8 protein-coding genes are annotated in these 12,995 nt (G+C 55.8%); 2 read left to right on the top strand and 6 right to left on the bottom strand.

Going from position 1 to position 12,995, the window contains the following annotated elements:
• Positions 1 to 153: 153 nt before the first annotated feature.
• The 6 genes from M1D70_RS01405 to M1D70_RS01380 form a co-directional block, all read right to left on the bottom strand.
• Positions 154 to 603: a PaaI family thioesterase gene (locus tag M1D70_RS01405; protein WP_009593381.1), complete on the bottom strand. Its 450-nt coding sequence runs from the start codon at positions 601 to 603 to the stop codon at positions 154 to 156.
• A gap of 101 nt (positions 604 to 704) precedes the next feature.
• Positions 705 to 2,381, bottom strand: coding sequence for a long-chain-fatty-acid--CoA ligase (locus tag M1D70_RS01400; protein ID WP_456288919.1), 1,677 nt, complete (start codon positions 2,379 to 2,381; stop codon positions 705 to 707).
• A gap of 100 nt (positions 2,382 to 2,481) precedes the next feature.
• The gene (locus M1D70_RS01395; protein WP_456288918.1) at positions 2,482 to 4,272 is read right to left on the bottom strand and encodes an acyl-CoA dehydrogenase family protein; all 1,791 of its coding nucleotides are present in this window, start codon (positions 4,270 to 4,272) and stop codon (positions 2,482 to 2,484) included.
• A 594-nt stretch (positions 4,273 to 4,866) separates the two neighbouring features.
• Positions 4,867 to 6,057, bottom strand: a complete 1,191-nt coding sequence (locus M1D70_RS01390) for an acetyl-CoA C-acyltransferase (RefSeq protein WP_456288917.1) — start codon at positions 6,055 to 6,057, stop codon at positions 4,867 to 4,869.
• Between the two features lie 343 nt (positions 6,058 to 6,400).
• Positions 6,401 to 8,842 carry a 3-hydroxyacyl-CoA dehydrogenase NAD-binding domain-containing protein gene (locus M1D70_RS01385; protein ID WP_456288916.1) on the bottom strand — a complete coding sequence of 814 codons (2,442 nt, stop codon included), beginning with the start codon at positions 8,840 to 8,842 and terminating at the stop codon, positions 6,401 to 6,403.
• Positions 8,839 to 11,019, bottom strand: coding sequence for a heterodisulfide reductase-related iron-sulfur binding cluster (locus M1D70_RS01380; protein WP_456288915.1), 2,181 nt, complete (start codon positions 11,017 to 11,019; stop codon positions 8,839 to 8,841). The genes M1D70_RS01385 and M1D70_RS01380 overlap by 4 nt, the downstream gene beginning before the upstream one ends.
• 481 nt (positions 11,020 to 11,500) lie before the next feature.
• Between M1D70_RS01380 and M1D70_RS01375 the strand changes: the two genes are divergently transcribed.
• Together M1D70_RS01375 and M1D70_RS01370 are read left to right on the top strand one after the other, a co-directional pair.
• Positions 11,501 to 12,091: a TetR/AcrR family transcriptional regulator gene (locus M1D70_RS01375; protein ID WP_009590197.1), complete on the top strand. Its 591-nt coding sequence runs from the start codon at positions 11,501 to 11,503 to the stop codon at positions 12,089 to 12,091.
• Between the two features lie 38 nt (positions 12,092 to 12,129).
• Entirely contained in the window at positions 12,130 to 12,897 is a 768-nt protein-coding gene (locus M1D70_RS01370) for an electron transfer flavoprotein subunit beta/FixA family protein (RefSeq protein ID WP_009590186.1), read from the top strand.
• Positions 12,898 to 12,995: the final 98 nt, after the last annotated feature.

Genomic DNA, 12,995 nt, shown 5'->3' with positions numbered 1-12,995 from the left:
TAAGGTCAATAATGAGATGATTACTTTTATTCTCAAAGTGATTCACCTTTTTCTTCTGTATTCCCTTTAGAGTAGCTGCAGCTCACCAAAAAAATAAATGGCCTGCCCCTCCAGCGTTGGCAGACCACCTGTTTCATAGCAGCCAAGGCTGCTTTATTTCACTCGGAACGATCCTGTGCTGATCGCGACCAGCTCGCCCTTATCGTTCGTTATTCTGCATTCCGTCGTGACCGAACGGTGCGTCTGATGCACGATGCTTGCCGTAACCGTAAGGACCCCGGCCCTGGCCGGCATGACAAAATGCACGTTCAGATTGCTTGTCACCGTCGATTCGCCGGGACGCTCCAGCATGACGGCAATGCCCATGGCGTTATCCATCAGTGAGGAGAGCACACCGCCATGCACGATGCCCATCATATTCATATGATGAGGCTGCGCATCCAGCGTGACAACAACCGCCTCCGAGCTGGCTGACGCAAGCTTGCAGCCGAGATATCCCCAAAAGGTGGGCTCCGCCGCTTTGGTCATGGCCTCGATGTACGCCTCCCGGTCGAATGCCGGCTGTTCGGCCTTCGCGTCGGGGTTGACATTGGTATGATTCATTAGGCCGCCTCCTTTTTTCTTCTGACGTTGTTAGATACTGTATCCATTCCTGCGGGAGAACATGAATCGTAGGTCGTGCCTGCCGCGGCTGTTCTTTCGCTTCAGCCCGTTCTGCCTTCCTCTTCCTCCTCCAGCAGCTTGCGGCGCAGCACCTTGCCTACCATCGTCTTCGGCAGCGAATCGCGGAAGACATATTCACGCGGCACTTTATAGGCCGCCAGCTGGCTGCGGCAAAACTTCTCCAGGCCCGAAGGGTCCGGAGACGCGCCATCCTTCAGTACAATATAAGCTCTCACGGTTTCGCCGCGATAATCGTCCTTCGTTCCGACCACGACGGCTTCCTTCACGGACGGATGCTCATACAGCACTTCCTCGATCTCCCGAGGATAAATATTGAAACCGCTTGCAATGATCATGTCTTTCTTGCGGTCGATGATCGTAAAATACCCCTCTTCGTCCATCGTGGCCATGTCGCCCGTGAACAGCCAGCCGTTGCGGAGCGTATCAAACGTCTCCTCCGGCCGGTTCCAATACCCCATCATCACCTGCGGTCCCTTCACGATCAGCTCGCCAGGCTCGCCGACCGGCATTTCTTCGCCCGTCTCCGGATCCACGACCTTCGCGTCCGTATCCGGAACGGGGACGCCGATGGTGCCGATCTTCCGCCTCCCCCATATCGGATTCACATGGGTAACCGGGGACGCCTCGGTCAGGCCGTAGCCTTCGATCAGCCGACCTTTGGTCAACTCCTCGAACTTATCCTGCACCTCGACCGGAAGCCCGGCAGAGCCGCTGACGCAGGCATTGATCGACGACAGATCGTATTCCTTGATCCGCGGGTGATTTATCAGCGCGATATACATGGTCGGGGCGCCTGGGAAGAGTGTCGGCTTCATTTTTTTGATCAGGTTCAGAATCATCGTCACTTCGAACTTCGGTACCAATATCAGCATGCCGGCACGGTAGATCGCCTGGTTCAGCAGTACGGTCAACCCGAATACGTGAAAACAGGGCAAAACCGCTAAATAGCGCTCCTTCCCATCCTCCACCTGAAAGCACCAGTTCGCAGACTGCACAGTATTGGCGATCAGATTCATATGCGTCAGCATGACGCCTTTGGGAACACCGGTCGTGCCGCCTGTATATTGGAGCAGGGCCAAATCCTTCTCCGCTTTCACGGATTCGCAGACGGGATCATTCGGCGCGCCAGCAAGCAGCTTTTTGAAGGCATGGACGCGGCTTCCGTAGTCGACGACCGGAAGAGGGCCTTCCTTCTTGGCTTTGATCGGGTAGAGAAGATTCTTGGGGAACGGCAGATAATCCGCCACGGACGTGACGATCATATGCTCCAGTTCCGTCTCCTCGATGACTTTTTCAACGCGGGATACGAACATATCCATCGTAATGATGATCTTGGCACCGGAATCCTTCATCTGATGCGCAATTTCCCGCTCCATATAGAGCGGGTTGGTCATGACGGCCACGGCTCCTGCGAGCAGCACGCCATAATAAGAAATAACGACCTGCGGGCAGTTGGGCAGCATAATCGCTACCCGGTCGCCCTTCTTGATCCCTTTGCTGCGGAGCGCATTCGCCATCCGGTATGACGAATCCAGCAGACTCCTGTAGTTGATCGTCTTTCCCATGAAATACAGGGCCGGACGATTCGGAAACTTCTGCGCCGACGTTACGAGAAATAATGCCAAATTCTGTTTCGGATAATCAAAAGCGGGGGCTACTTCGGGCGGATAAAACGGCAGCCAAGGCTTTGTATCCATACAAAACCAACCCTTTCCTAAGGAATGCTCCTTCTTTCCTACTCCAAGAAAAATCTCTCTCTTTTGCGGTTACTTGCATCGTATTGGCGTTGACGCTTAGTTACACCGTGTACCGCTCGTTCTTGACCACGCGGGCTGCGATGCTGCGCTTGAGGGCCACCGTATCGACCGGCGTGCAGCGCGTCAGCTTCTTGAGCACCGACAGCTGCATCCGCAGCATGTCGCCGGTTTCCACCGAAGCCAGCGTTTCTTTGGCGAGTGCTTCAATGCGCTGGAACGCCTCGTAAGCAAACACCTGCGTCATCTCGATCATGCTCGCTGCTTTTTCCTCCGAGGTGCGTTCGATTTGCTTGCGGGTGCGCAGCAATGCGCTTTCGAGGGCATAAATATCAATCATCATATCCGCCAGGTTGGACAAGGCCTCCTGCTCCTTCTCCAGCTTCGCGCCGAACTTCTGAACGGCCAGACCGCCGGCGAGGAGGAAAATCTTCTTGCTCATGTCCAGGAAATGCGCTTCCTGCTCCAGCGTTCCTTCAAAGGTTTGGCCCGGTACCAGCTGGAGCAGCTCCCCTTGCAGGCCTTGCGCTTTTTGCAGGAGCGCGATTTCGCCTTTCATCGCCTTCTTCACGAGCGTGCCCGGAATGAGGAGCCGGTTGATCTCGTTCGTGCCTTCGAAGATGCGGTTGATGCGGGAGTCCCGATAGATGCGTTCCACTTTATACTCTTGGATGTACCCATAGCCCCCGTGAATCTGCACCGCTTCGTCTGCCACGTTATCCAGTCCTTCCGAACAGAACACCTTGTTGATCGAGCATTCGATGGCATAGTCGGAAATCGCGGCCGCCGAGTGGATGCCTGCATCCTCGCTGTTGTAATCGATGTCCTGCATCGCTTCGTCCAGCAGTCCTGCCGTACGGTACACCATGCTCTCCATCACGAAGGCGGTGATGTTCATCTCGGCCAGCTTCTTGCGCATGAGCGGGAACTGCGAAATGGGCGTATCGAACTGTTTGCGGGTGTTAGCATATTTCGCGCTCAGCTCGATCGATTCCTTCGCTGCACCGACAGTACCAGCCGCCAATTTGTACCTGCCGATGTTCAGGATGTTGAAGGCGATCCGGTGGCCCTTGCCGATCTCGCCGAGCAGGTTCTCCTTCGGTACCTTCACGTCTTCGAAGAAGAGCGGACGCGTCGACGAGCCCTTGATGCCCATCTTCTTCTCCTCCGGCCCGAGCGTGAAGCCTTCCATCTCCTTCTCAACGATGAACGCGGTGAAGTGCTCTCCGTCAATCTTGGCGTAGACGATAAAGATATCCGCAAATCCGGCGTTAGTTATATATAGCTTCGATCCGTTCAAAATATAATACTCCCCGTCGTCGGACAGGCGTGCCGTCGTTTTGGCGCCCAGCGCATCCGAGCCGGAGGTCGGCTCCGTCAAGCAATAAGCCGCAATTTTCGCACCGGTCGAGAGATCCGGCAGGTACTTCTGTTTCTGCTCGGTCGTGCCGAAGAACACGATCGGCAGTGTTCCGATCCCCACATGAGCCCCGAAGGAAAGCGCAAAGGACGATCCCTTCGCCAAGTTTTCGTTAATAATCGTAGAGCTGACCTTATCCAGTCCGATCCCGCCGAACAGCTCCGGCACATCGGCTCCAAGCAGGCCCAACTCGCCTGCTTTGCGAAGCAGGTCTACCGTCATCTCGTAATTCAGCTTCTCCAGCTCTTCATCGTGCGGCACCACTTCGCCGTCGATAAAATCGCGCACCGTCTCGCCGATCATGCGATGCTCTTCCGTAAAATCCTCTGGTGTCAGGATGCGCTGCATATCGGGATTGTCGATGACAAAGCTGCCGCCTTTGATTTTCGGTTCTTTGGTTTGGTTATCGCTCATGATTGGTTTCCCCTTTCGGAATTGGAATAAGGTGGAGTGCTATGAAATGCCTTGGTGTTGCTGTGGGGTATCTTTTTCTGGGTTGAGCATAGAGGCAGAAATACCTTCACTGCGGCGCAATATTGGCGCTCCGCGTGCGGATTGTACTTCCGATCGCTGTTGAGTTTGGATTTCCGGGAATGAATTGATCCATAGTAGAAATCCAAACTCAAAGGCGACCACTTCGTTTCTCCAGTACAATTCCGCCCTCTCCGCTAGGTTGGCGTGCACTATGAATCTCCTAGTTCAACACCTTACCCCGGTTATCATTGCACTCCACCTGTGGTTGGAGTGAGTGGTGCCGTGTCCGGTCCGTGTACGGAGCGGACACGGGTATATCGTGCGCACTGCTCCCTGTGCGCACGGTGCGTGGTCCAGGGCATGCTTGGATTGGCTGTCGCCCCTGGTGACCTTGGCGGGCCACAATTCCCTCCTCGGGACTTGCTCCGCCTCTCCCCCAGTCAAAGAAGGAGGCTGCTTCCCTGGGTCTGACAACCGACAGGATTGGTTTTTATTTCAATAACGAACGAGTTACGACTCCTACGGAAGAGGCAATTACGCCCCGGCGGCATGCACCTCGAACACTCCCGCTGCGCCCATGCCGCCGCCGATGCACATACTCACGACGCCGTAGCCGCCGCCGCGGCGGGCGAGCTCGGAGACGAGGCTGACGGTCAACTTGGCGCCGGTGCAGCCGAGCGGATGGCCAAGCGCAATGGCGCCGCCGTTGACGTTGACCTTACTCTCGTCGATCCCCAGCGCGCGGATGATGTGGAGGCATTGCGAAGCGAACGCTTCGTTAATCTCGAACACATCCACTTGATCCAGCTCGATGCCCGCCATGCGCAGCGCCTTCGGGATCGCTTCCACGGGGCCGACGCCCATAATTTCCGGCTCCACGCCTGCCAGGGCAAACGATTTGAAGGTAGCCAGCGGGTCAAGGCCCAGCTGCTCCGCTTTCTCGCGACTCATGACGGCTACCGCCGCCGCGCCGTCGCTCGTCTGCGACGCATTGCCCGCGGTAACCGAGCCGCCGAGGGCAAAGGCCGGCTTCAGTCTGGCCAGCACATCCGGTGTTGTGTCTGGCCGAACTCCTTCATCCGTATCGATGGCTAAGGTTTTGCTGCGCACCTTGCCCTGCTCATCGGCGGCAGCCAGCGTTACGTTCACCGGTACGATCTCGTCCCGGAACTTGCCTTCGGAGATAGCGGCTGCGGCCTTGCGGTGACTGCTGGCCGCGAAGGCATCCTGCGCCTCGCGGGTGATGCCGAAGCGGCGGGCTACCTCTTCCGCCGTATGGCCCATGCCGATGTAAACCTCCGACATCTCTTCGACGATCGTCGGATGCGGTGCCGGCTTGAAGCCGGTCATCGGCACATGGCTCATGCTCTCGACGCCGCCGGCAACGATGACCTCGGCATGGCCGAGCATAATGCGTTCCGCAGCAAAAGCGATCGCCTGAAGTCCGGACGAACAGAAGCGATTGACGGTCAAGGCCGGCACCGTGACCGGATAACCCGCATACAAGGAAATAATCCGCGCAACGTTAAGGCCCTGCTCGCCTTCCGGCATCGCGCAGCCGAGGATAATGTCCTCGACGTCCTCTTTTTTCAGGCCCGGCGCACGCTCAATGACGGCTTCCAGTACGGCTTTGCCGAGATCCTCTACGCGCGTCTGGGCAAAACTGCCCTTCTTCGCCTTCCCCACCGGGGTGCGAGCAAGGGATACTATGACTGCTTCTCTCATGCCATTCACCTCATCAACTAGAAATGGTTGGATCCAATACCGATATGATTGCTGGCCGTTCATCGGCCTTGAAATGAGTACGTACCGGGTGGAACTGATTAAAGTGCCTCATCACCCAAACATCCAGCAGTGCGGGCAATCTGCCACATGTATCGTATGCACGTTCGATTTGATGAATCGCAAAACGAATGATAGCTAATCTGTTAGCTGTGATGCTTTAAGGCCTATACCAACATTAGCGTTCTTCATGTCCTGATTGCTTTTCAAGATGCCGAAGGCAAGGAGAGACCGGAAGGCAAGACGCTCAAAATTTCCAAGGAAGTACAGTCCAAGCTGAACCGTCTTAATTCCGCAGCGGCTTGCCTTTTGCCAGCATATGCTGCATGCGCTGCTGGGTCTTGACCTCCCCGAGCAGGCTGAGGAACGCTTCGCGCTCCAGGTCGAGCAGATGCTGCTCGCTCACGACCGTTCCCGCAGGGACGTCGCCGCCCGTCAGGATATGCGCCAGCTTCTTCGCGATCAACAGATCGTGATCGCTGATATAGCCGCTTCGCTTCATGTCGATCGCGCCCATTTGGAGCACGGCCCGGCCATCGCGGCCGACAACGCGGGCTTTGCCCGGCTGCGGCGGCACATAACCCGCCCGGTCCATCGCTAACACGGCCTGCTTTGCTTCATGGATCCGGTAATCCTGATTCATGACCACCGTATCCCCGCTGCGTCCATACCCCATGCGGATCGCTTCATGTCCGCTAGTCGATGCCTTGGCCATCGCCACCATCTCGAAGATTTTGTTGATCTCCGGCTGGAGGTCGCTGTCCTTGTCGGGATGGCGGTTGCTGGTCATTAGCGCCAGCTCCTTGCAGCCGCCGCCTGCCGGAATGAGGCCGACCCCCGTCTCCACCAGCCCGAAATAGGTCTCCGCCGAGAAAATGATCCGGTCCGCCGGCAGACACGCTTCCACGCCGCCGCCCAGCGTCATCCGGTGAGGCGCGGCGACAACCGGCTTCTCCAGGCCCTTCAGCTTCATCATGCTGCCCTGGAACAGACGGATGATGTCATCCACCTCATCCCAGTCGCCGCTCTGCGCTTCCATCAGCATGAGCATCAGATTGGCGCCGACGCAGAAGTTCCGGCCTTCGTTCGCCAGCACCAGCCCGCGGTAATTGGCCCTGACCTCTTCCACGCTCTGCTGAATCATGACCAGAATATCGGCGCCGATCGCGTTGTTCGGCGAAGTGAATTCAAGGCATGCAACGCCATCCCCAATATCGATCAGATTCGCCCCCGTATTCGAGCGGATGATCCGGTTTTGCGATTTGAGCGCTTGCAGCGAGATCAGCTCAGGCTGAACCTCAACGCCCTTATACTCGCCTTTGAAATAATGGAACACCTCGCCGTCCTTCTCCTGATAGAAGGATTTGTTGCCTTCGGCAACCCACTCCTTCACCCACGCCGGGACGGTCAAGCCCTCTGCTTCCATGCGCTGCACGGATTCCGGCAGTCCGATCAGATCCCAGGTCTCGAAGGGACCGAGCTCCCAGTTGAACCCCCATTTCATCGCGTTGTCGATGTCCTGGATGGAATCGGCGATCTCTCCCAGCTTGCCGGCCGCATAGACGAGCACTTGCTTCAATACATTCCAGGCCAGCTCCGAGTAACGATCCTGCGTCCCCAGGAAAGCCTTGATCTTCCGCTTGGCTCCCTTTACCGCTTTAGCAGCTTCGATGGAAGCGGAGCTCACTTTGGCGCTCGGATTGTACTCCATCGTGGACAGATTGAGCGATAGGATTTTGCTGCCTTGATCCCCTTTTACTTTTTTATAGAAGCCCTGGCCGCCCTTCTCCCCGGTCCAGCCGCGGGCGACAAGCTCATTCATGACGTCGGGCACCGTGAACACGTCTTTCTCCTCGCCGTCCGGTACGGAGTCGTACACGTTTCTGGCCACATGGACAAACGTATCGATGCCAACCAGATCCAGCGTGCGGAAGGTGGCGCTCTTTGGACGTCCCAGAACAGGACCCGTGGCCGCATCTACTTCCTCCACGGTATAGCTGTTCTTCACCATCTCCTGCAGCGTGACCAGAAGTCCGTAGGTGCCGATCCGGTTCGAGATGAAATTCGGCGTGTCCTTCGCAAGCACAACCCCTTTACCAAGGCGCTTCGTGCAAAATTCAACCATAAACTTCGTAATGTTCGGATCGGTATCAAAGCCCGGAATAATCTCAAGCAGCTTCATATGACGCGGCGGATTGAAGAAATGGGTTCCCAGGAAGTGGCTGCGGAATTCCTCGCTGCATTCTTCGACCATCGCATTGACGGAAATGCCCGAGGTGTTCGTGCTGACGATCGATCCTTCCTTACGCACGCCTTCAATCTGCTTGAAGATACTCTTTTTGATTTCCAGGCGTTCCGTAACCACCTCGATGATCCAGTCCACATCCTTCAACAGGCTTAGATGATCCTCGGTGTTTCCCGGCGTGATCCGATCCGCAAAATCAGCGCTGTAGAGCGGAGCGGTGCTTGATTTAGGCAGAGCCGCTATCGCCTTGGCGGCAAGCCTGTTTCGTACCTTCGGATGATCCAGCGTCAGGCCGGCCTTTTCCTCCTCGGCGGTCAAGGCATTCGGAACGATGTCGAGCAGCAGGCAGGGAATGCCTGCGTTGGCAAGATGGGCGGCGATCCCCGATCCCATGACGCCCGAGCCGATCACGGCGGCTTTAGTGATGTTTCGAATTGCGACCCCGGAACCGCTGACGGCTTCTTTGGTAATGGTATTACTCATTGCACAACGACCTCCTGTTCATGGATTTCGGATAGACCAAATACGGATAACTCCAGAATTTCCGCAATATCTCGCGTTTTCACGCTTTCTTCCACTTCCTTCAGCTTCGTGCCGTCCTCCAGCATCGTCAGGCAGAACGGACAGGCGGAGCTGATCATCGTCGGGGATACGGCCAGCGCCTGTTCGGTACGCGCCAGATTCACGCGCTTGCCTGCGTCCTCCTCCATCCACATCTGACCGCCGCCGGCGCCGCAGCACATCCCGTTCTCGCGACTCCGCTCCATCTCCAGGAGCTCGACGCCGGGAATGGCGCGAAGCACGCTGCGCGGCTGATCGTATACGTCGTTATACCGTCCCAGGTAGCAGGAGTCATGATAGGTGATTTTCTCCTGAACCTGATACTTGGGCTTAAGACGCCCTTCCTTCATCAGTTGATCCAGCAGCTCCGTATGGTGGACGACCTCAGCCTCCAGTCCAAATTCCGGATATTCGTTCTTGAAAATATTGAAGGTATGAGGGCAAGCCGTGACGATTCGTTTCACATCGTATTTCTGAAACGTCTCGATGTTCTCCATGCACAGCTGCTGGAACAGAAATTCATTGCCCATCCGGCGCGGAGTGTCGCCCGAGTTCTTCTCCTCGTTGCCGAGAATGGCGAAGTTGACGCCCGCTTCATTCATGAGCCGGACGAATGCCCGGGTGATCTTGCGGCTGCGATTGTCGTAGGAACCCATGGAACCGACAAAGAACAGAATGTCGAAGTCCGGATTCTCCTTCACGGTCGGGATCTTCAGATCCAACGTCCCTTCCGGATCAACCTCCTTCACCCACTTGCTCCGGTCCGCGCGGCTGATTCCCCAAGGGTTGCCTTGTCGTTCGATGTTTTGCATGGCTCGCTGGCCTTCCTGCGGCACGCTGCCCTCCATCAGAACGAGATGTCGCCGGAGATCCACGATTTTGTCGACATGCTCATTTGCGACCGGACACTGATCCTCGCAGTTGCGGCAGGTCGTGCACGCCCAAATCTCTTCCTCGGTCATGACGCCGCCAATCAATTGAATATCCTTCGGGTCTACGCCCTCGACTTGGTGCCAGGAACGCTTCTGCACATCCATCGTCGGTCCGATGTCGGTGACCCCCTCGCCCTTCCAGCCGACAAGCGCCAGATCCGTTGCGCCCATGGAGTGGACGCCCGGCGACCCAAACACGGAGGCAGGCATCCACGCCGATTTGGAGGTGAGCGCAGCACCTTTTTCCGTGAGATGGTCTCTCAGCTTCACGATCATGTGCATCGGCGACAGCAGCTTGCCCGTGTTCGAGGCCGGGCACACGTTGGTGCATCGTCCGCATTCAACGCAGGCATAGAAATCCAGCATCTGCTTTTGCGTGAAGTCCTCGATTTTGCCTACCCCGAATTCCTCGGCTTCTTCATCCTCCAGGTCCAGCTTGCTGAGCTTGCCCGGGGGATCCGTGCGACGAACCAGAATGTTGATCGGTGCCGTAATGAGGTGAAAATGCTTCGATTGCGGCACGTAAATGAGGAACGACAACAAAATCAGCAGGTGAAGCCACCAGAATACGTAATAACACACCGTTATTGCCACCGGCGGCATCCAGGCAAACGCGGCCGCGATACTCGAGGAGATCGGTGCCATGGCCGACCACGCCAGACCTTCCATGAGCCGTTCAAAAGTCATCGTCAGGAGCACCGAAGCCATCAGCGTGGTGATGAAAAACACGACAATGCTTGGCTTCCAGCCTCGCTTGAGCCGTTTCAGCTTCTCGCCATATCGGCGATATGCCGCATAACCGATGGCCAGCAGAATCAGCGCAACCGTAATCTCCTGCATGAGGATGAAGCCCGCATGGCCCGGAATCGGCAGGTTGTGGCCCGACAGCCCTTTCCAGATGATATCGAGCGCCCCGAACTGCAAAATGATAAATCCGTAAAACACGATAAAGTGCATGATGCCGCTCTTGCGGTCCTTAAACAGCTTGCTCTGTCCGAACACCTGGATGGCGAACTGGCTCAGGCGCTCCTTCAGATCCTTCTTCAGATTCGCCGGCTTGCCCAAACGGATATATAGGTAACGGCGATACACCACGGTGGCGAACATGTGCACTGCCCAGCCCGTGATCAAGACAAAGAGCAGCGCGTTGATTAATGTTGGAATCATCCCTCTCAGCCCCTTGCGTTAAAAGATCCTTCTTCCACACCCTTCATTTCGTCTCTGCAGCGTCCAATTCTACAGCTCCTGTCACTCCTTCCAAAACCGGCTCGTCATTGTGTCAAGATTGGGAATATATGAAGCGCTTTCATTATAGAGACAAAAACAAGACCTCCACATCGTGCCGTGCCGACCACTCTAAACCGAACATCATGACTGCTAGCTGCATCTCTTCATCTGTACAACGCTACATCCGTATTTGTGTACTTGCCTGCGGATACCCAGCTATTCGTTTCTTCCGGTTAAACTGCCGTCTATTGCTCTGATATGAACGCCTTATTTTGCTGCTCTTCCAGGTCTGCTTCATCCATTTTTCGCGTCTTCGATAACCCATCGTTGACAATGACATGAACGTATTTTATGATGGATACAAGAAATGAATGAGTATTCATTCATAATTTTAACTGTATTCTAACACCGGGGTGAGCATATGACAAGTAAAAAAAATGAAAAATACCACCTGATCCTCCAGGGCGCCCTGAAAGTTTTTGCCGAAAACGGCTATCACCGGTCCCAGGTATCCAAGATCGCCAAGGCTGCCGGCGTGGCCGACGGCACCATCTATCTGTACTTTAAGAGGAAGGAGGATATCCTGATCCGCCTGTTCCAAGAAAAGCTTGGGGAGCTGGTCGGCAAATTCCACGAAAGCGTGGAAGGCACCACGGACGCCGTGGAAGCGCTGCGGACGGTGTGCAGCATCCATTTCTCGGAGCTGGAGAGCAATCCCGAACTTGCCTATGTCACGCAGATTGAGCTGCGGCAGAGCGATTTGGAGCTGCGCAAGGAAATCGGCAGCGCGCTTAAGCCATATATCGTACTGATCGAGAATATCCTGGAACAGGGCATCCAAGAACAGAAATTCCGTTCCGATCTGAACGTCAAGCTGGTCCGCAACCTGATTTTTGGCGCGATGGACGAAGCGGTAACCTCTTGGCTGATCTCCGGCCGTAAATATTCGTTGTCCGATCAAGCGGATGAGACGCTAAGCTTTTTTCTGAGCGGTGTTTCCGGCGGACAATAAGTCCTGCTGATATTCATATTGAAGGGAGAGTTTAACCGATGAAGATTGTGGTATTGCTTAAACAGACCTTTGACACGGAGGAAAAAATCACGATTGAGAATGGATCGATTGCCGAGGATGGGGTGAAATTCGTCATCAATCCGTATGACGAATATGCGGTAGAAGAAGCCGTGAAGCTTCGGGATGACCACGGCGGCAGCGTGACGCTCCTGTCCGTCGGACCCGACCGTACGGCAGAAGCCCTCCGGACCGCCCTTGCGATGGGGGCGGACGATGCGGTGCTGATCTCCGACGAACGGATTCCGGACGATGAATATGCGGTATCGAAGGTGCTGCATGCGTATTTGTCCAAGGAAAGCCCGGATCTGATCCTCGGCGGCAACTTCTCCGTGGACCGCGGTTCAGGCCAAGTGGCCATCCGCCTGGCACAGCTTCTCGGCATTTCGCACACCGGCTCCATTACCAAGCTTACCCTGAACGGGACCACCGCTGAAGTGCACCGGGATGCGGAAGGCGATCTGGAAGTGCTTGAAGTCCAGCTGCCGGCCATCTTCACCGCACAGCAGGGATTGAACGAACCCCGCTATCCGTCGCTGCCGGGCATCATGAAGGCCAAGAAGAAGCCTTTTCAGACGCTGACCTTGGATGATCTCGGGTTATCCGAACCCGATATTCAGCCGGCAACGAAGCAAAGCGAGCTGTCCTTGCCGCCGGAGCGAAGCGCCGGGCGCATTCTGAAGGGGGAGCCTGCCGAAGTGGCGCATGAGCTGGTATCCTTGCTGCGAACGCAGTCGAAAGTGATTTAATAAAAGGACAAATGAACCTGTGAATTCCTTCGATTCTTATTGTTGAATGCGATTACATGACAGCGGCAGCGCCCCTGCCATCGTGCCTTATGTATTCT

It is taken from the genome of Paenibacillus sp. AK002 (genome assembly GCF_053903045.1).
Note: the sequence above shows the minus strand (reverse complement) of the source record. Positions and strands in the feature narration are given on the sequence as shown.

Excerpts from the sequence above, each read along its gene's own strand:
- M1D70_RS01385 (WP_456288916.1), bottom strand. The coding sequence starts at position 8,842 with ATGAGTAATACCATTACCAAAGAAGCCGTCAGCGGTTCCGGGGTCGCA.
- M1D70_RS01400 (WP_456288919.1), bottom strand. The coding sequence starts at position 2,381 with ATGGATACAAAGCCTTGGCTGCCGTTTTATCCGCCCGAAGTAGCCCCC.
- M1D70_RS01370 (WP_009590186.1), top strand. The coding sequence starts at position 12,130 with ATGAAGATTGTGGTATTGCTTAAACAGACCTTTGACACGGAGGAAAAA.
- M1D70_RS01390 (WP_456288917.1), bottom strand. The coding sequence starts at position 6,057 with ATGAGAGAAGCAGTCATAGTATCCCTTGCTCGCACCCCGGTGGGGAAG.
- M1D70_RS01375 (WP_009590197.1), top strand. The coding sequence starts at position 11,501 with ATGACAAGTAAAAAAAATGAAAAATACCACCTGATCCTCCAGGGCGCC.
- M1D70_RS01395 (WP_456288918.1), bottom strand. The coding sequence starts at position 4,272 with ATGAGCGATAACCAAACCAAAGAACCGAAAATCAAAGGCGGCAGCTTT.
- M1D70_RS01380 (WP_456288915.1), bottom strand. The coding sequence starts at position 11,019 with ATGATTCCAACATTAATCAACGCGCTGCTCTTTGTCTTGATCACGGGC.
- M1D70_RS01405 (WP_009593381.1), bottom strand. The coding sequence starts at position 603 with ATGAATCATACCAATGTCAACCCCGACGCGAAGGCCGAACAGCCGGCA.